Below are 18,275 nucleotides of genomic sequence, written 5' to 3' on the forward strand. Positions count from 1 at the left end.
ATTTCGACCTTTGCGAAGGTGAATGACTGGTAAACAGAACAACGCGGGCCGCGGCAGCGTTTACGAGCTGGTTACCATCCTCAAGACGAAGCGATCGAAGAAAGCTCAACGACGTCCTGTTGCGGCACAGGGCCTCTGTGCCGAAGCGGACCAGCTGTCTCGAAACCACAGAACGCGAAATGGTCTGATCGGACGCCTTACGACTACTAGGCCAGCATCCGCGCGCTGACCGTCCTGTCGATGCCGTGATAGGGCGGGTTGAACAGATTGCCTTCCTGTTCGTAGGTCCACACCTTGAACAGGCTGAGCCGGTGCGGACCGAAGCTGTGCAGGAGCGGCACGTCGGTGGCGTCGCGGCCGCGCGCGATGACGACGCGGCCGATCCTCGGCATGTTGTGGCGGGGATCGAACGTGTACCACTTGCCGTCGAGGAACACTTCCAGCCATGCCGAGAAATCCATCGGCGCCGGATCGATCGGCACGCCGATGTCGCCGAGATAGCCGTTCACATAGCGCGCCGGAATGTTCATGCAGCGGCACAGCGTGATCGCCAGGTGGGCGTAATCGCGGCAGACGCCGACGCGCTCCTCATGCGCCTGGGCCGCGGTGCGGGTCGAGCGCGCATAGCCATAGCCGAACGACAACCGGTTGTGGACATAGTCGACGATGGCTTGCACGCGCGCCCAACCAGGCGGGATGTCGCCGAAGAGCTGCCAAGCTAGGTCACTCAGATGATCCGTCTCGCAATAGCGGCTGCCCAGGAGATAACCGAGCACCTCGTCGGGCAGGTCCGCCACCGGCACCTCCCTGGCCAGCGTGTTGACCTCGTCGGTCTCGCCGCTGTCCTCGACGACCGCGTCGTAAAGAATGCGAAAGCCGCCAGCGGGCGCGGTGAACCGGCGGCAGGCATTGCCGTATGGATCGTGGTAGAGCCTGGTCGGCACGGCAGGCGATGTCAGCACCCGCGTCTGCCGCTTGATGTCGGCCTGTCTTTCCTCGTGGACTTCGAGCAGCGAAATCACCGGGGTGGCCGCGTTACATTCGATGGCGATTTCGTAGCCGAGCCGGATCAGCATCGCGGTCCCCCTTCGATCGTCGTGGAAAGCAGTCTTGTTCAAACGCCGGGGGGGTTGCCGTGGTTCCCTGGCCGATTGAAAAGCCCGACCCGTGTCTTCCCCTGCCGTGAGCGAGGCGTTAGGTTCGGGATCGCCACAAGCGCTCCCCCAAAAACTCAAGGAAAATCATGTACTCAGGCAGAAAATTCGCGGCCTTCCTCTTCGATATGGATGGCACGCTCATCAATTCCATCGCCTCGGCGGAACGGGTGTGGAGCGAATGGGCACGCCGTCAGGGCCTGGACGTCGCCGCCTTCCTGCCGACGATCCATGGCGTGCGGGCGATCGAGACCATCACCAGCCTGGCACTCCCTGGCGTCGACCCGGCGCACGAGGCTGATCTGCTGCTGAAGGCCGAGGCGGCCGATCTGGATGGTATTCTCCAGATCGCCGGCGCCGTGGCGTTTCTCGACGCGCTGCCGCCCGAGCGCTGGGCGATCGTGACCTCAGCGCCACGCGAGCTGGCGCTGTTGCGCATGAAGGCCGCCGGCATCCCTGTCCCGGCCGTCATCGTCGCGGCGGAAGATGTTTCCCGCGGCAAGCCGGCGCCCGATTGCTTCCGGCTTGGCGCTGAACGGCTCGGCTTCGATGCGCGCGACTGCCTTGTGTTCGAGGATGCTCCGGCTGGCATCGCGGCCGCCGAGGCGGCGGGGTCTGCGGTCATGGTCGTCAACGCCACGCACCAGCATCCATTGCCAACGCAGCATGCCGCGATCGCCGGCTATGAGATGATCGGCGTCACCGTCCACGAAGATGGCTGGATCGCGCTCGAGCCGCAGCGCAGCGCCGCCTAGATATCTAGCGCAACGCCGTCTAAAGGTGTGTTGAGATTCAGGTCAGGCTTGCAGACCAGCATCACCTGAATATCAACATACCTTAGAAGTCGCTGGTCAGGCCCTTGACCTCCCAATCGCCATAGCGACCAGGCTCCTTGCCGCCGCGGCCGCCGATTTCCTTCGGCGCCGCTGCTTCCTTCTCCAGATATCTTATGCGTCTTGCTTCGGCTTCCGCGAGCGCACGTCTGGCTTCCGGCGTCAGTGCCTTTGGCCCAACGTCACGACCAGGGTCGGCATCGGTTTTACTGGTTTCGTCGTTCATGCGATATTTCCGGCGGATTGAAACAGGAACTGGCGTTTCCCATCATATAGCGATGAACCCACAACGATCGACCCTTTTTCGCTACCATCTGGACAGGAGCAGACGATGAACACACTTCGCACCGCCATGCTTCTTGCGGCGATGACGGCACTGTTCATGGGCGTCGGCTTTTTGATCGGCGGAACCGGCGGCATGATGATCGCTCTGCTGATCGCCGCCGGCACCAATCTGTTCAGCTATTGGAACGCCGACAAGATGGTGCTGTCGATGAACCGCGCCGTCGAGGTCGACGAAAGGACCGCCCCCGAATATTACGCCATCGTCCAGTCGCTGGCCAAACAGGCCGGCCTGCCGATGCCGAAGACCTATCTGATCGACAACCCACAGCCGAATGCCTTCGCCACCGGTCGCAATCCGCAGAACGCGGCGGTCGCCGCCTCCACCGGTCTTTTGCAGGCACTGACGCACGAAGAGGTCGCGGCTGTCATGGCGCACGAACTCGCCCATGTGCAGCACCGCGACACGCTGACCATGACGATCGTCGCCACCTTCGCCGGCGCCATCTCGATGCTCGGCAATTTCGCCTTCTTTTTTGGCGGCAATCGCGACAACAACGACCCGTTCGGCTTTGTTGGCGTGCTGGCGGCGATGATCGTGGCGCCCTTTGCCGCGATGATCGTGCAGATGGCGGTCAGCCGCACCCGCGAATACGAGGCCGACCGGCGCGGCGCCGAAATCTGTGGACACCCGCTCTGGCTGGCATCGGCCCTTGACAAGATCGCCCGCGGCGCCGAACGCATCCGCAACCCCGATGCCGAGCGCAACCCGGCGACCGCGCATCTCTTCATCATCAATCCTCTTTCCGGCGAGCATATGGACAGTCTGTTTTCCACCCACCCGAACACAGAAAACCGCATCGCTGCTCTCCAGGCGATGGCGCGGCAGATGCAAGGCGGCGGCGCTCAGGTTCCGCGCCGGGCCCAGACGCCGCGAGCAGACGAACAGCGGCCATCGGGGCCATGGGACGAGGTCGCACAGCCCGAGATGCCGGCGGAACCCGCCAAGCCGAAATCCAACCCGTGGGGTCGCAACCCGACCGGACCCAAGGGCCGGTGGTCGTGAGCGTGGCGGACAGAGGACCTCGACGTACGGTTTCAGGTGACCAGGAACACAGGGACGGCGGCGACCTCGTTGCCGGCCTCGCCGCCCGCAAGGCAGCGGCGCGCCTGCTTGCCGCCGTCATCGATGCCAGGACCCCGCTTGACGGGCTGACCGACCACGAGAACGGCCATCCGCAATACAAGGCGCTCGATTTGCGTGATCGTGGCCTGGTCCGCGCCATTCTGGTCACCGCGCTGCGCTATCGCATGACCATTTCAGGGCTGCTGGCGCGGCGCCTGGAGAAGCCGCTGCCGCCCAACGCGACCGCACTGTCGCACATATTGCATGTGGCGGCCGCGCAGATCCTGTTCCTCGATATCCCCGACAGCGCAGCAGTCGACCTGGCCGTGACCCATGCAAAGTCCGATCCGCGCACGGTGCGATTCTCCGGCCTGGTCAACGGCGTGCTGCGCACGTTGGCGCGGGCCAAGGAAACGGAACTTCCTGCCGCTCTCGCCGCTACCGACGAAGCGCCCAAATGGTTTTCCGACCGGCTGAAGGCCACTTACGGCAATGACAAGGCCCGAAAGATCCTGGCAGCCCACCGCGTGGAGGCGCCGGTCGACTTTTCGGTCAAGGCCGATCCCGAGCTGTGGGCCGAAAAGCTCGGCGGCATCGTCCTGCCGACCGGCACAATTCGGGTGGAGAATCTCGTTGGCCCCGTCACCGAACTGCCAGGCTTCGCCGAAGGCGCCTGGTGGGTCCAGGACGCCGCGGCCAGTCTGCCGGCCCGGCTGTTCGGCGATGTCAGGGGACTTCGCGTCGCCGATCTCTGCGCAGCCCCCGGCGGCAAGACCGCGCAGCTCATTCTCGCCGGCGCCAGGGTCACCGCCGTCGACACCTCGAAAAACCGGCTGGTGCGGCTGACGCAGAACCTCGACCGTCTCGGTCTGTCCGCCGAGATCGTCCAGGCCGACCTGCTCAAATACGAGCCGAAGGAATTGTTCGACGCCGTTCTCCTCGACGCGCCCTGCTCGTCCACCGGAACGGTGCGGCGGCATCCCGACGTGCCATGGACCAAGACGGCGGCCGATGTCGAGAAACTCGCCGACCTGCAACGCAGGCTTCTCGCCCGCGCCGTCACGCTGGTGAAACCCGGCGGCAGGATCGTCTTTTCCAACTGTTCGCTCGACCCGCTCGAAGGCGAGGACCTCTATCGCGCCTTTCTGGCCGGCACGGCCGACATAGCCAACGATCCGCTGCGGCAAGGCGAGATCGCCGGCATCGATCCATTCCTGACGCCGCAGGGCACGCTGCGCACCACGCCCGCCGACCTCGACCTTGGTTCGCCCGGGATCTCCGGCCTCGACGGCTTCTTCGCGGCTCGCATCCGCCGAGCCGGCTAATGCATGTCGCCCAAAAGTGTGCAGCGGTTTTGGGACAACGACATGCATAAACAGAAGACCAAAGCGCGTTGCATTCAACCGGTCGGGCGCGACGCGCTTTGATTTAACTGCCCCCGGATTTACTGGCTTTTTAGCGATGATCGGGGGCAAAACCGGGTGAACCGGCGGCGTCCCATGGAATTCGCCTTCGCACGAGTCCTGCAATCATGTAAACTCGGCGTCGGGGTAATGGACGATCAGGAGGGGTTTTGGCACTTGCTGCCAGCAGCACGACGCGTCTGTGGACGCTTGTCGCGAAGGAGTTCTGGCGCAAAACGCGCCGGCGCCTGCGTGCCGGGCCGGTCTACCGCTGGCGCTATTCCGGCCGCACGCCGGAACGTGTGCTGATCGCACCGCCGGACCTGCGCCTCGCCGACCCACAGATCGCACTCGAAATCTACTACGGTCGCTATCCCCTGTCTGGGCATCTGGTCGAAACCGGCGGCAAGTCACCTTTCCAGATCAACGTGCCCAATCATGGCTGGCAGAAAACGCTGCACGGGTTTCGCTGGCTGCGCCACATGCGCGCCGCCGGTACGGAGCTTGCCGCCGCCAATGCCCGCGCCCTGGTTTCCGACTGGATCGTCATGCATGGTAGCCACATTTCCGGCGTCGCCTGGGAGCCCGGCACCGCCGCCAAGCGCATCATCGCCTGGCTGCAGCACTCCCCCGTCGTGCTGCAGGGGGCCGAGTTCCCCTTCTACCGCGCCTTCCTGAAATCGCTCGCCGTCCAGATCCGCTACCTCAGGTCGATGGCGCGTGAGATGCCGGACGGCAAGGACAGGCTGCGCGCCCGCATCGCGCTCGCCTTCGCCGCTTTGTCCCTGCCGGCACCGGCATCGGCGCTGCGCGGCGCGACCCGCAACCTTGCCGCGGAACTCGACCGCCAGATCCTCGCCGACGGCGGGCATATTTCGCGCAATCCGATGGTCGTCCTGGAAATCCTCGCCGACCTTCTGCCGCTGCGGCAAACCTATGCCAACCAGGCGGAAACGCCGCCGCAGGCGCTGATCGGCGCCATCGACCGCATGCTGCCGGCGCTGCGCTTCTTCCGCCATCAGGACGGCAGCCTCGCTCGCTTCAACGGCATGGGCGCCACCATCCACGACCGCATCGCCACCATCCTTCGCCACGACGACACCGCCGGCGCGCCACTGCTGCATGCGCCGCATTCCGGCTATGAGCGCCTGTCGATGGGGGGCGTGACGGTTATCGCCGACACCGGCCTGCCGCCGCCGATCGACGTGTCCAACGCCGCACATGCCAGCTGCCTCGCCTTCGAACTGTCGTCCGGGCGCCAGCACTATATCGTCAATGCCGGCATCGACACCTATGGCGCGGCTGAATTCCGGCCGCTGGCGCGCGCCACGGCCGCGCACTCGACCGCCACCATCAACGACACCTCGTCGGCACGCTTCAGCCATTCGCTGCGCGTCAACGACCTGCTCGGTTCGCCGCTGATCGGCGGCCCCCAGCATGTGCAGTGCAAGCGCATCGATCAGAAGGGCGTTCAGGGGTTCATCGCCCGCCATGACGGTTATGTCCCGCGCTTCGGCTTCCTGCATGAGCGCGAACTGAAGCTGTCCTCGAACGGCAATGTGCTGGCCGGCAGGGACCGCTTCCAGCGGCCCGGCAATGCGGCGATCCGCAACAACGGCCGCGACTTCGTCACCGTCCGCTTCCACGTCCACCCCGACATCAACCTGCTGCAGGACGAGCATGATCGCCTGGTGATGACCGTCGATCAGGCCGACACCTGGGTATTTACGTGCACCGAGGTGGTGCCGGAGGTCGAGGAATCGATCTATTTCGCCGGTCTTGGCGGCCCGCGCCGCAGCCGCCAGATCGTGCTTGCCTTCAAGGCCTCGGAAGTCGCCGAAGTCCACTGGCAACTGACGCGCACCAGCATCGCCGGTTACCCGGAAATCAACTGATCGTGTCGAGCATGATGCCGAAAGTTGCGGACCTTTCGGACAAACACCATGCGGCAAAACAAAGAGACAGGCGCCGCTTCCGGTTTGATTTCCCGATGGCATGTGCTACGGGCGCGGCATCCATCACACCAGCCGTGAAAGGCCGCCAGCCCATGGCCGTCGCCGCCAAGAACATTCCAGCACCTGACCTCGTTCCGGTGCGTCGCGCCCTGCTCTCCGTCTTCGACAAGACCGGCCTCATCGATTTCGCCAAGGCGCTGGCGGCGGCCGGCGTCGAGCTGGTCTCGACCGGCGGCACGGCAAAGGCAATCGCCGAAGCCGGCCTTGCTGTGCGCGACGTCTCCGAGCTCACCGGTTTTCCCGAGATCATGGATGGACGGGTCAAGACCTTGCATCCCAACGTGCATGGCGCGCTGCTTGGCGTGCGCGACGACCCGGATCATGCGGCTGCAATGCGCAAACACGGCATCGAGCCGATCGATCTCGTGGTCTCCAATCTCTATCCGTTCGAGGAGGTCCGCCGCTCCGGCGCCGATTACGCATCGATCGTCGAGAACATCGACATTGGCGGACCGGCAATGATCCGCGCCTCGGCCAAGAACCACGCCTATGTCGCCATCGTCACCGATCCCGGCGACTACGCCTCGGTGCTGAACGCGCTGGAGCTGAACATCGGCTCGCTGTCGCTGGATTTCCGCAAGAAACTGGCGGCCAAAGCCTTTGCCCGCACCGCCACCTATGACGCGGCGATCTCCGGCTGGTTTGCCGAAGCGCTCGAGATCGAGCACCCGACTTGGCGCGCCTTTGGCGGCAAGCTGGTCGAGGTAATGCGCTACGGTGAGAACCCGCATCAGAGCGCCGGCTTCTACCTCAATGGCGACAAGCGGCCCGGCGTCGCCACGGCACGCCAGCTGCAGGGCAAGCAGCTCTCCTACAACAACATCAACGACACCGACGCCGCCTTCGAACTGGCCGGCGAATTCGATCCCGACCGTTCCGCCGCGGTTGCCATCATCAAGCACGCCAACCCGTGCGGCGTCGCCGAAGGCACCTCGCTGAAGGCGGCCTACGCCAAGGCGCTGGCCTGCGATCCGGTCTCGGCCTTCGGCGGCATCGTCGCTGTGAATCGCATTCTCGACGCCGACGCCGCCGGAGAAATCGTCAAGACCTTCACCGAGGTGATCATCGCGCCCGGCGCGACCGACGAGGCAGCGGCAATCGTGGCGGCAAAGAAAAACCTGCGCCTGCTGGTCACCGGTGGCCTGCCGGACCCGCGCACGCCTGGTACGACGGTCAAATCCGTCGCCGGCGGCCTGCTGGTCCAGGGCCGCGACAATGCCGTCGTCGACGACCTTGAGTTGAAGGTGGTGACCAAGCGCGCGCCGACATCGGCCGAAATGGACGACCTCAAATTCGCCTTCCGCGTCGCCAAGCACGTCAAGTCCAACGCCATCGTTTACGTCGAGGATGGCGCCACCGTCGGCATCGGCGCCGGCCAGATGAGCCGGGTCGATTCCTCACGCATCGCCGCGCGCAAGGCGCTCGACGCCGCCGAGGCTGCGGGCCTTGCCGAACCGCTGACCAAGGGCTCGGTCGTCGCTTCCGACGCCTTCTTCCCCTTCGCCGACGGACTGCTGGCCGCCATCGCCGCGGGCGCCACTGCCGTAATCCAGCCTGGCGGCTCGATGAACGACAAGGACGTCATCGCCGCCGCCGACGAGCATGGCATCGCCATGGTCTTTACGGGCGTGAGGCATTTCCGGCATTGAGTACCTTACCCTCCCCCTTGTGGGGAGGGTCGGTGAACGATTTTTGCGAAGCAAAATTCGTGAGACGGGGTGGGGGCGGCGCCGCACCCCCACCCCGCTCCGCTTCGCGGATCGACCCTCCCCACAAGGGGGAGGGTAAACTCACTCCGCCGGTCGATCCGCCGGATAGGGCGTCTTGACCAGGATCGCCATGCCGAGCCCAAGGAACAGCACGATCACCGCCATTCCGAGGCGCGCCGAGCCACTGGCCAAGGTGACGGACGCGACCATGAACGGCGCCAGGAAACTGGTCGCCCGCCCGGCAAGCGCATAAATTCCGAAATAGCGGCCGGATTCGGCGGCGGTAACGCTGCGCGCCATGTAGGAACGCGACGACGCCTGCACCGGCCCGAAAGCCACGCCAATCAACAGGCCGAAGAAGATGTAGGCCTTTTCCGCCGTCGTACCGAACAGGCCGCCGCTGTCTGGTCCGGGCATCATCCAGAGGCCGAACAAAGTGTAACCCGGTCCGGTCGAGACGATGCCGATCGTGGCGATGCCGAGCAGGACCAGTGAGATCATCACGATGGTTTTTGAACCAAGCGCCGTGTCGAGACGGGCTGCAACCAGGCAGCCGAAGATGGCGACGACATTGAGAATGATGCCGAAAATGCCGATCTCGGTGATCGACCAATGGAACATTGCAGCCGCAAACGTACCACCCAGCGCCAGCAGCGCGTTGACGCCGTCCTGATAGATCATGCGGGCGACAAGGAAGCGGAAGATACCGCTGCGCTTGCGCACCTCACCCAGTGTTACTTTCAGCTCAGCCAACCCCTCTCGCACCGCCGGGCCGATCGGCAGGCCCTTGAGGGCGTCGGGCGTGAAAAAGAACATCGGCAGGATGAACAGGAAGTACCAGCCGGCCGACAGCGGCCCGGTGGCGCGGGCGTCCTCGCCGAGTTTCGGGTCGAGCCCGAACAGCGGGTCGATGCCGATGATCGTCTTGCCCGTCTCCGGCGAACCGGCCATGCAGGCGACCACGAAGATCAGCGCGATCATGCCGCCGAGATATCCAAGGCCCCACGCCATGTTGGAAATCCGTCCGATCTCGCTCTTCGGCACCAGGCGCGGCATCATCGAATCGTTGAACACGGTCGAAAACTCGGCCGCGACCGACGCCAGCGAGAACAAGAACACGACCAGGAAAAGGTTCGAACCGGGAGCCGCGAACCAAAGCAGGCTAAGGCTGGTGACCTTGACCGCGGCGAAGAACGCGATCCACGGCTTGCGTGGGCCGGTCTGATCGGCGATCGAGCCCAGGATCGGCGACAGCACGGCGATGACCAGGCCCGCCGCGGCAATGCCGTAACCCCAGGCCGCCTGGCCGGTTTCCGGATCGCTCGCCATGCGTGAGACGAAGTACGGCCCGAAGATGAAGGTGGTGATGACCGTGAAGAACGGCTGCGCGGCCCAGTCGAACAGCATCCATCCCCAGATACCACGTCCAGACGCGCGCTGCACCGCCTCTACCGCCATGATGATTCCCCCGGCCGTGCCCGTATCGGGCGCCATGTCTGCATTTTTCCAGCATTCATGCAAATATCAAGCATTGCGCCGCCCTCATGGCTCTGTCGGGCATTTCTCCCGGTATAGCGACGGAGAGAAAGACGTCGTCATTGACGGTTTCGCCAATCATCGGCGTCGCGAGAAAGCCAGCATTGCGGCCGAATCCCTTCCCTCGTCGCTATGCGGGGAAAAGGTGGCGACAGCCGGGTGAAAACAAACCAACTCACATCCCCGTCAAGTCGCTCATCAACCCGGAAGCGACCGACAGCCGCGACACGGTGATGTCGCCGCCTTCGGTCAGCGCCTGCAGCCGCTCGCGGATGCGCGCCACCCGCTCGCCGCCAGCTTCCAGCCAGGCCGCCACCGGATCGGCCGTCTTGGCATGACCGGTGAGTGCCGCCACCGCGATGCCGCGCCGCGCGGCGCCGATCATGTCGGTGGCGCGCGAAAGCGCCAGCTGGTCGTAATAGTCCGACGGCGTGATCGAGCGTGCCGCGTCCTCGACACGCGGGATGCGGAAGGCATCGCTCACGGCGAAGAATGCTGTGGCCGCCGCGACGATGTCGGCGCCGGCGGTGCGCGCCGTCAGCGCGATGTCGGGGATGAGTTCCGCCACCTCGCTCAGCGCCAGCTGCTCGGCCAGCCGTTCCGGCGCGCCGCTCTTGAACAGCCCGTGCCGCTTCTCCTCGATCCGCTCGCGCGAGAAGGCCGGCAGCAGCGAAACGAGCCTAGGCTCCAGCGCCTTGCGGGCTTCCAGCAGTTCGGCGATGCGCTGGCCAAGGGCTGCCGTGCCGACATCGTTCTTCAGATACCAGCCGCTGGTCACATAGATCAGCCGGCTGACCATCTGATAGAGATCGAGCTGCACCTGGCCATCGATCTGGTTGTCGAGCGCGTCGATCTCGCGATAGAGCGCCGGCAAGGCAAAACCGTCGCGCACCACCGCGAAGGTCCGCACCACGTCGGCAGCGGTGCGCCCCGTGGCCTCCTGCAGCCGGTTGACGAAGGACGGGCCGCCGCGATTGACCAGATCGTTGGCGACGACGCGCGTAATGATCTCGCGGCGCAGCCGGTGGCCGTGGATTTCGGCGGCGTATTTCTTCGCCATCCGGTCGGGAAAATAACCCATCAGGTCGCGGTCGAAATGCGCGTCGTCCGGCACGTCGCTGGCGACGATGTCGGAAAACAGCACGATTTTGGCATAGGCGAGCAGCACACCGAGCTCGGCCCTGGTCAGCGGTTCGCCGCGCGCTTCGCGCTCGGCGAGTGCCGCCGGCGACGGCAGCGTCTCGACGGCGCGGTCGAGCAGGCCGCGCGCCTCCAGCGCCGTCATGAAACGGCTCTGATGCGCGATGTCGGCGAGGCCGCGCTTGCGGGCGATCGAAAGTGCCAGCGTCTGCTGGTAGTTGTTGGACAGGACGAGCGAGCCGACCTCGTCCGTCATCTCGGCCAGCAGCTTGTTGCGAGCAGGGCGCGTCAACGATCCCTTGCGCATGGCTGACGCCAGCGCGATCTTGATGTTGACCTCGACGTCGGAGCAGTTGACGCCGCCGGAATTGTCGATGGCGTCGGAATTGCAACGGCCTCCGTTCATGCCGAACTCGATGCGCGCCCGCTGGGTGACGCCGAGATTGGCACCCTCGCCGATCACCTTGGCGCGCACGTCCAGCGCGGTCACGCGGATGGCATCGTTGGCGCGGTCGCCGACCTCGGCATTGGTCTCGGTCGATGCTCGCAAATACGTGCCGATGCCGCCGAACCACAGAAGATCGACCGGCGCCTTCAGGATGGCGGTCATGATCTCGACCGGCGTGGCGGTCGTCTTGCCAAGGCCGATCGCTGCCGCCGCCGCAGCCGGCAGGGTGATCGACTTTTGGTTGCGCGAGACGACGATGCCGCCTTCCGACAGTTTGGTCTTGTCGTAGTCCTGCCAGCTCGAGCGGGGGAGAGCGAACATGCGCTCGCGTTCGGCCATCGACGCGGCCATATCCGGATCGGGATCTATGAAGATGTCGCGATGATCGAAGGCGGCGATCAGCCGGGTCTTCGGCGACAACAGCATGCCGTTGCCGAACACGTCGCCCGACATGTCGCCGACACCGACGACAGTGAAAGGCGAGGTCTGGATATCGCGGTTGATCTCTCGGAAATGCCGCTTGACGGCTTCCCATGCGCCCTTGGCGGTGATGCCCATCTTCTTGTGGTCGTAGCCGGCCGAGCCGCCGCTGGCGAAAGCGTCGTCGAGCCAGAAGCCGTGCTGCTCGCTGATGGCGTTGGCGATGTCGGAGAAGGTCGCCGTGCCCTTGTCGGCGGCAACGACGAAATACGGATCGTCCGGGTCGCGGCGCACGACGCCGGCCGGCGGGATGACACCCTCGAGGCCGATATTGTCGGTGATCGACAGCAGGCTGGAGACGAAGTTCTTGTAGGCCGAGGTGCCGGCCTCGAAGATCGCGTCACGGCCGGCGGTCATCGGCAGCTTCTTCGGGTAGAAGCCGCCTTTGGCGCCGACCGGCACGATGACGGCATTCTTGACCTGCTGCGCCTTGACCAGGCCGAGCACCTCGGTGCGATAGTCCTGGGCGCGGTCCGACCAGCGCAGGCCGCCGCGCGCCACCGGACCGAAGCGCAGATGCAGGCCCTCGACTTCAGAACCGTAGACGAAGATCTCCCGCCACGGCCGCGGCGCCGGCAAGCCTTCCACCGCATGCGAATCGAGCTTGATCGCCAGCGACTGGCCTTTCTCTTTCGTATCGGCAACGAAATGATTGGTGCGCAGCGAGGCTTCGATCAGATTGAGATAGCGCCGGATGATGGTGTCGTCGTCGATGTTGGGAACGTCTTCCAGCGCGTCCTTGATCTTTGCCTTGAGGTGCTTTGCCGCCACCACGCCTTCGGTCTCGGCTGTCGGGCCAAGCCTGGCGATGAACAGCGCATGCAGGCCGCGCGCGATATCGGGATAGCGATTGAGCGCGGCGGCGATGAAATCCTGGCTTTGCGGAATGCCAACCTGCTGCAGATAGCGGCCATAGGCGCGCAGGACGGTGATCTCGCCCGACCACAGGCCCGCGGTCTGGGCAAGGCCATTGTAGCCGTCATTGTCGACGTCGCCGCGCCAGACGGACAAGAACGCGTCCTCGAACAGCGCCCCGCCATCGGTCAGATCGATTGGCTTGCCGTAGCTGTTCTCCAGCTCCATGTCGTGGATGAAGACCCGGCCTGGCTGATCACTACTGATCATGCCGGGCTGATCACTATTGATCATGCCGGGCTGACCGCTACTGATCTGGCCGGACTGGCCGTCACCGACTTCGAAGGTGCGTTCGCTGATGACGCGGAAGCCGATGTTTTCCAGCACCGGCACGCGCCGCGACAGCGCCACCGGGCTGCCGTGGTGATAGATCTTCAGCGCTGCCTGGTGCGGCTTCTGCTCGCCATGGCGATAATAGTTGATGGCGATCGGATTGCCGGCGCTGATTTTGGCAATGCGCCCGGCATCGGCCAGCGCTACCGCCGCGCTAAACGAATCGCGGTAGCTTTCCGGCAGCCGCGCGGCGATGCTCTTCAACATCTGGTCGGCGCCATTGGCCTCCGCCGCATCTGAAAGCGCATCTTCCCAGGTACGCACGATGTCGCGGATCGCGGCTTCGATCGTCGCTTGCTCGACCTTCGGCGTCTTGCCGCCGGAACGGCCGATGATGAAGTGCACGCGCGCCAGCCCGCCTTCGGGGAATGCCGGGTAGTAGGCCGACAGCCGGCCCTCGAACACGGTTTTCAGATAGAGGCCGATCTTCTCGCGCACCACGCTGTCGTAACGGTCGCGCGGCACGAAGACGAGGATCGAGACGAAGCGGTCGAACTGGTCGGCGCGCACCAGCGCCCGGACCCGCGGCCGCTCGACCAGACCGAGAATGGCGGCGGCGTGCTTCCTCAGGATCGGCACCGGCACCTGGAACAATTCGTCGCGCGGATAGCTCTCCAAAACGTTGATCAGCGCCTTGCCGGAGTGGTCGTGCCGGTCGAAGCCGGACTTGGCGATGATGGTTTCGGCCTTTGACCGGAGATAAGGGATCTTCATCACCGAGCGCGTGTAGGCGGTCGAGGTGAACAGGCCGACCATGCGCAATTCGCCCGCCAGCGTGCCTTTGGCGGTGTAGGTCTTGACGCCGATGTAATCGAGATAGATGCGGCGATGCACGGAAGACTTGGCATTGGCCTTGGTGACGATCAGCGGCTCCGGCCCATGCAGGAAGGCGCGGATCTCCGGCGTTGTCGTCACCGCTTCGGTGCCGCGCCTGAGCACCAGCACATCGGGATCAGCGAGGATGCCGAGGCCGGCCTTGTCGGCGCGCTCCAGTGTGCCGCTCTCCTCGCCGCCGGTGTATTTGAACTCGCGCATGCCGAGGAAGGTGAAATTGTCGTCGCGCAGCCACTCGAGGAAAGCGATCGCCTCGGCAACGCTTTTCTTGTCGAGCGGCACCGCCGAATAGCGGAATTCGGAAATCGCCTGATCGAGGCGGGCCAGCATCGGTCTCCAGTCGTGGACGGCGGCATGAACCTGGCGGAGCGTCTTGCGCAACCGCTCGGTCAATCCGCTCGCCTGCTCCGCGGTCAGCCGCGGTATGTGGACATGGATGACGCTCAGCCGGTCGTGGCTGCCGTCATCCTTGGCGAAATTGCCGTCGCCGAGGATCTCTTCCACACCGCCTTTGCCGTGACGAACCACGATGACCGGATGGGTGACCAGCATCGGCTCGCCTGACGTCTCGGTGATTTCGCCAAGGATGGAATCGAACAGGAACGGCATGTTGTCGTTGACGACCGTGATGACCGTCACCGGGCGGCCGTCTCGGACAACGCCGGAATCGGCGTCGACGGCGACGACGCACTCGCCTTTCTTGTGAACGGCGATTGCCTGGCCGGCGAGATCGGCGGCGCGTTCGAGATCGGCCATTTCATAGGCGGCGAGATCTTCAGCCGGCGCGCGGGCGAGCAGATAGTCGGCGAGCCTGGCTGGCCTTTCCTCCGCTTTTGTCGCTGCCGTGGTTTTTTTCTTCGGCTTGCTCGCGGATTTCACGCTGGCCATGAGGCACTTCCCTCCCGTCAATGCTTTTACGACTATGGTAGCAGATGACCGCTGTTTGGCGACAAAGGTTTGACGGCTTGCAAAGAAATATCGGAATTCCGCAACAAGACGCCGTCCAACGAGGAGAAATGACCCATGACTGGCAAAATCACCGCGCTTGACCTTGCCTCGGGAGATCTGAGCGAGGCGACAAAGACCTATTTCGCCAAATGCGAGGAGAAGCTCGGCCTCGTCCCCAACGTGCTGCGCGCCTACGCCTTCGATGACAAGAAGCTGCGTGCTTTCACCGACATGTACAACGATTTGATGCTCGGAGAATCCGGCCTGTCGAAGCTGGAGCGGGAGATGATCGCGGTCGCCGTCTCTTCGATAAATCATTGCTACTATTGCCTGACCGCCCATGGCGCGGCGGTACGCCAGTTGTCCGGCGACCCGGCGCTCGGCGAAATGATGGTGATGAATTTCCGCGCCGCCGATCTTTCGCCCAAGCAGACCGCAATGCTCGAATTCGCCGTCAAGTTGACCGAGGAGCCGGCGAAGATTGTCGAGGCCGATCGGGCAGCACTTCGCAAGGCCGGCTTCACCGATCGCGACATCTGGGACATCGCCTCGACCGCGGCCTTCTTCAACATGTCGAACCGGGTGGCCGCGGCGATCGATATGCGGCCAAACGACGAATATCACGCTATGGCGCGGTGAGGCTGGCGGCTGCAACCCGACTGGGCCTTATATTAGCTGTCTCGCATTCTCATTGCTTGTTTGCCGGTTTGGTCCGATGATCGGCAGGCGGCATGACCGCATGCCGGTTCGATGCCGCTCACCAAGGGAGGAGAACATGGCGAAGTATCTCTACGTCTATCATGGCTCGGGCAAGATGCCGACCGACGAGGCCGAGCGGAAAGCGGCAATGGACGCCTGGAACGGCTGGTATGGCAAGCTCGGCTCGGCCGTGGTCGACGGCGGCAATCCGGTCGGCATGTCGAAGATGGTGCTACCCGGCGGCAAGGTCGAGAACAATGGCGGCAGCAATCCGACTGCCGGCTACACGATCGTCGAAGCGAAAGATATCGACGATGCCGTAGCCAAGGCCAAGGATTGCCCGATCCTGATGGACCCGGGTTTCAGCGTCGAGATCGCGCCCATCATTGAGATGATGTGACGGGTTATGACCGCGCCGCGATCGCCGCGGCCGCGCCGGCCATCGTCGTGGCGCTGATGCGGTTGGCGATCTTCATGGCGCGCTTGCTCTTCAGGAGCTTGCGCGCCTGTGATGCGGCGAGCACCCAGGCCAGATCGATGGCGACAAGCACCACGGCCATGGTCGCCGTCAACTCGACCCAGCCGACGATGCTGACCGAAGCGAGGTCGATGATGGTCGGCAGCAGCGCCAGATAGAACATCATGATCTTGGGATTGCCGAGCGTTACCGCCATGCCGGCGAAGAACAGCTTTGCCGGAGAATCCTCGCGCGGCATCTCGCCCTCTTTCGCGTCGACAGGTGCGGTCCACATCTTCCAGGCAAGGTAGGCGAGGTAGGCGACGCCGACCCATTTCACGACGACAAAGGCGAAATGGAAGGTCTGCGCCACCACGGCCAGCCCGAATACCGCCAGCGACAGCCAGATGCCCTCGCCGATCCACATGGCAAGCAGGAACGGGAACACGTCGCGGAAGCCTTTCGAAATGACGCGCGCGACGAGCGCCGCGATCGATGGACCGGGCGAGCCGGCGGCAACGAACAAGGCGGCGGCGAAGATCAGGAGCGATGTGAGGTGCATGGCCAGGGCCTTCAACGTTAGAGAGCGAAGGATAGCCGATCGACGGCGATTTGGCAGCGAAATTTCGCCTCTGAAGAGGCGTTTGCGCCGCCCCTCATCTGCCTGCCGGCATCTTCTCCCCGTATAGTGACGGGGAGAAGGGGGCTGGCCGCAACCTTGGCATCTTTTCCGCAACGTTGGAGATTGGCGAAATCCTTTGCGAAGCCGTCCTTCTCCCCGTCACTATACCTATGGCATTCACACACTAGCGCCGCCAAGGGATCATGACGACATCGCCCTCACTTAAGTCTTTGATTTCACGTTTCTTTAGCCGCCGCAGAAAGATGTGTGAATCCAATAGGTCACTATACGGGGAGAAGTGCCCGGCAGGGCGATGAGGGGCGGCGCCGACATCAGCAACTGTGCGACTCTTGTTATGCATCAACTGCCGAACCCCTTGCCCGGCCTGCATCTCGCGGCTAGAAGTGCTGCCGCGAAACAATTTTGAGCTTCACTTTGCCTACGTAACCGCCGGTCTCGTCAACTCCCCCGACACACTGCATGACGCCGCATTCGCGGTGTCTGTTTTCATTTTCATGTGTTCCTCTGGGCGGCGGTTCGAGACCGGTTTGGCACTGCTGAACCGCGTCGCGCGGCTTTTGCCCGTGACACCCGATTTCCAAAAACCGCAGCCTATCGCCACGCCGTGCCCGCATGGGCATCTCGACATCGCCGGCCTGATGAACTTCCCGACGGGAAGGGCTTATCGGCATGTCCGGCACTCTGCGCATCCACTGGGCTATCGCGCCCAAAATCGCACCGCGACCGCTCATCAACTGCAATCGCTGCGGCACTGTGAAAGCCTATTGCAGCAGCGGGAAATTCCGCGTCAACGCCAACGGCAAGCGCATCGATGTCTGGCTGATCTACCGCTGCATCGACTGCGACAATTCCTGGAATTTCGGCATTTTCGAGCGCTGTAACCGCCGCGACATCGAGCCTGCTTGGCTGCGGGCGCTCGAAAGCAACGATCCGGGACTGGCCCGCCGCCATGCCTTCGATGTCGTCGCGCTGCGAAACCGGATCGGGCGCCTCGAGGAATTTCCCGATGTCGCCGTTCACAAGCGCAGGCTTGGCGGCGCAAGGGAGACGGCAACCGCGCTGGAGCTCCAGCTTGGCCTCGAAATACCGACGTCGCTGCGACTCGATCGGCTGCTCGCCGGCGAACTCGGCATCTCGCGATCACGGCTTCAAGCGCTGGAAGAGCGACGATTGCTGGTCGTTCATCCCGACGGTGCCAAAGCCTTGCGCAAGCCGGCCCGCCAGGGAATGACCATCCGCATGGATCTGGCCGGTGAAGTAGACCAGGACGACATTATGTCGGCTGCCGGTGGATGAACGAAAGAGGGGGCGGAGCATTGG

13 protein-coding genes are annotated in these 18,275 nt (G+C 64.0%); 8 read left to right on the forward strand and 5 right to left on the reverse strand.

Translation table 11 applies throughout. The features are described from left to right. Nucleotides 1-206: 206 nt before the first annotated feature. The gene (locus NKH19_RS05220; RefSeq protein ID WP_352865071.1) at nucleotides 207-1,076 is read right to left on the reverse strand and encodes a transglutaminase-like domain-containing protein; all 870 of its coding nucleotides are present in this window, start codon (nucleotides 1,074-1,076) and stop codon (nucleotides 207-209) included. A gap of 167 nt (nucleotides 1,077-1,243) precedes the next feature. Between NKH19_RS05220 and NKH19_RS05225 the strand changes: the two genes are divergently transcribed. Continuing rightward, nucleotides 1,244-1,909: an HAD-IA family hydrolase gene (locus NKH19_RS05225; RefSeq protein ID WP_352865074.1), complete on the forward strand. Its 666-nt coding sequence runs from the start codon at nucleotides 1,244-1,246 to the stop codon at nucleotides 1,907-1,909. An 82-nt stretch (nucleotides 1,910-1,991) separates the two neighbouring features. On the opposite strand, the gene NKH19_RS05230 is transcribed toward NKH19_RS05225, so the two are convergent. Next, nucleotides 1,992-2,213, reverse strand: a complete 222-nt coding sequence (locus NKH19_RS05230; protein WP_352865076.1) for a DUF1674 domain-containing protein — start codon at nucleotides 2,211-2,213, stop codon at nucleotides 1,992-1,994. 105 nt (nucleotides 2,214-2,318) lie between these two features. Here NKH19_RS05230 and htpX point away from each other — a divergent pair, with 105 nt between their 5' ends. The 4 genes from htpX (at nucleotide 2,319) to purH (ending at nucleotide 8,462) form a co-directional block, all read left to right on the forward strand. Then, nucleotides 2,319-3,335, forward strand: a complete 1,017-nt coding sequence (gene htpX / locus NKH19_RS05235; RefSeq protein ID WP_352981890.1) for a zinc metalloprotease HtpX — start codon at nucleotides 2,319-2,321, stop codon at nucleotides 3,333-3,335. Then, nucleotides 3,332-4,720: an RsmB/NOP family class I SAM-dependent RNA methyltransferase gene (locus NKH19_RS05240; RefSeq protein ID WP_352865081.1), complete on the forward strand. Its 1,389-nt coding sequence runs from the start codon at nucleotides 3,332-3,334 to the stop codon at nucleotides 4,718-4,720. The genes htpX and NKH19_RS05240 overlap by 4 nt, the downstream gene beginning before the upstream one ends. A 248-nt stretch (nucleotides 4,721-4,968) precedes the next feature. After that, nucleotides 4,969-6,693 carry a heparinase II/III family protein gene (locus tag NKH19_RS05245; RefSeq protein ID WP_352865083.1) on the forward strand — a complete coding sequence of 575 codons (1,725 nt, stop codon included), beginning with the start codon at nucleotides 4,969-4,971 and terminating at the stop codon, nucleotides 6,691-6,693. A gap of 152 nt (nucleotides 6,694-6,845) precedes the next feature. After that, complete coding sequence (purH, locus tag NKH19_RS05250; RefSeq protein WP_352865086.1) at nucleotides 6,846-8,462, forward strand: bifunctional phosphoribosylaminoimidazolecarboxamide formyltransferase/IMP cyclohydrolase; 1,617 nt, start codon at nucleotides 6,846-6,848, stop codon at nucleotides 8,460-8,462. 141 nt (nucleotides 8,463-8,603) lie between these two features. Here purH and NKH19_RS05255 read toward each other — a convergent pair whose 3' ends face one another. Further along, the gene (locus tag NKH19_RS05255) at nucleotides 8,604-9,980 is read right to left on the reverse strand and encodes an MFS transporter (RefSeq protein ID WP_352865138.1); all 1,377 of its coding nucleotides are present in this window, start codon (nucleotides 9,978-9,980) and stop codon (nucleotides 8,604-8,606) included. Nucleotides 9,981-10,233: 253 nt separating this feature from the next. Beyond that, nucleotides 10,234-15,096 carry an NAD-glutamate dehydrogenase gene (locus NKH19_RS05260; RefSeq protein ID WP_352865089.1) on the reverse strand — a complete coding sequence of 1,621 codons (4,863 nt, stop codon included), beginning with the start codon at nucleotides 15,094-15,096 and terminating at the stop codon, nucleotides 10,234-10,236. A gap of 135 nt (nucleotides 15,097-15,231) precedes the next feature. Between NKH19_RS05260 and NKH19_RS05265 the strand changes: the two genes are divergently transcribed. Both NKH19_RS05265 and NKH19_RS05270 read left to right on the forward strand, forming a co-directional pair. After that, on the forward strand, nucleotides 15,232-15,795 hold the full coding sequence (locus NKH19_RS05265) for a peroxidase-related enzyme (RefSeq protein WP_352865092.1): 564 nt from the start codon (nucleotides 15,232-15,234) through the stop codon (nucleotides 15,793-15,795). A 136-nt stretch (nucleotides 15,796-15,931) separates the two neighbouring features. Then, the gene (locus NKH19_RS05270) at nucleotides 15,932-16,255 is read left to right on the forward strand and encodes a YciI family protein (protein WP_352865095.1); all 324 of its coding nucleotides are present in this window, start codon (nucleotides 15,932-15,934) and stop codon (nucleotides 16,253-16,255) included. 4 nt (nucleotides 16,256-16,259) lie between these two features. Here NKH19_RS05270 and NKH19_RS05275 read toward each other — a convergent pair whose 3' ends face one another. Then, on the reverse strand, nucleotides 16,260-16,874 hold the full coding sequence (locus NKH19_RS05275) for a LysE family translocator (RefSeq protein ID WP_352865097.1): 615 nt from the start codon (nucleotides 16,872-16,874) through the stop codon (nucleotides 16,260-16,262). 750 nt (nucleotides 16,875-17,624) lie between these two features. Here NKH19_RS05275 and NKH19_RS05280 point away from each other — a divergent pair. After that, on the forward strand, nucleotides 17,625-18,251 hold the full coding sequence (locus NKH19_RS05280; RefSeq protein WP_352865099.1) for a DUF1062 domain-containing protein: 627 nt from the start codon (nucleotides 17,625-17,627) through the stop codon (nucleotides 18,249-18,251). Nucleotides 18,252-18,275 lie beyond the last annotated feature (24 nt).

It is taken from the genome of Mesorhizobium sp. M1338 (genome assembly GCF_040318045.1).
Lineage (GTDB): Bacteria > Pseudomonadota > Alphaproteobacteria > Rhizobiales > Rhizobiaceae > Mesorhizobium.

What these genes read in the sequence shown, in the direction of transcription:
- NKH19_RS05280 (WP_352865099.1), top strand. Translation starts at nt 17,625, where the DNA reads ATGTCCGGCACTCTGCGCATCCACTGGGCTATCGCGCCCAAAATCGCA.
- htpX (WP_352981890.1), top strand. Translation starts at nt 2,319, where the DNA reads ATGAACACACTTCGCACCGCCATGCTTCTTGCGGCGATGACGGCACTG.
- NKH19_RS05220 (WP_352865071.1), bottom strand. Translation starts at nt 1,076, where the DNA reads ATGCTGATCCGGCTCGGCTACGAAATCGCCATCGAATGTAACGCGGCC.
- NKH19_RS05255 (WP_352865138.1), bottom strand. Translation starts at nt 9,980, where the DNA reads ATGGCGGTAGAGGCGGTGCAGCGCGCGTCTGGACGTGGTATCTGGGGA.
- NKH19_RS05270 (WP_352865095.1), top strand. Translation starts at nt 15,932, where the DNA reads ATGGCGAAGTATCTCTACGTCTATCATGGCTCGGGCAAGATGCCGACC.
- NKH19_RS05265 (WP_352865092.1), top strand. Translation starts at nt 15,232, where the DNA reads ATGACTGGCAAAATCACCGCGCTTGACCTTGCCTCGGGAGATCTGAGC.
- purH (WP_352865086.1), top strand. Translation starts at nt 6,846, where the DNA reads ATGGCCGTCGCCGCCAAGAACATTCCAGCACCTGACCTCGTTCCGGTG.
- NKH19_RS05275 (WP_352865097.1), bottom strand. Translation starts at nt 16,874, where the DNA reads ATGCACCTCACATCGCTCCTGATCTTCGCCGCCGCCTTGTTCGTTGCC.
- NKH19_RS05230 (WP_352865076.1), bottom strand. Translation starts at nt 2,213, where the DNA reads ATGAACGACGAAACCAGTAAAACCGATGCCGACCCTGGTCGTGACGTT.
- NKH19_RS05260 (WP_352865089.1), bottom strand. Translation starts at nt 15,096, where the DNA reads ATGGCCAGCGTGAAATCCGCGAGCAAGCCGAAGAAAAAAACCACGGCA.
- NKH19_RS05225 (WP_352865074.1), top strand. Translation starts at nt 1,244, where the DNA reads ATGTACTCAGGCAGAAAATTCGCGGCCTTCCTCTTCGATATGGATGGC.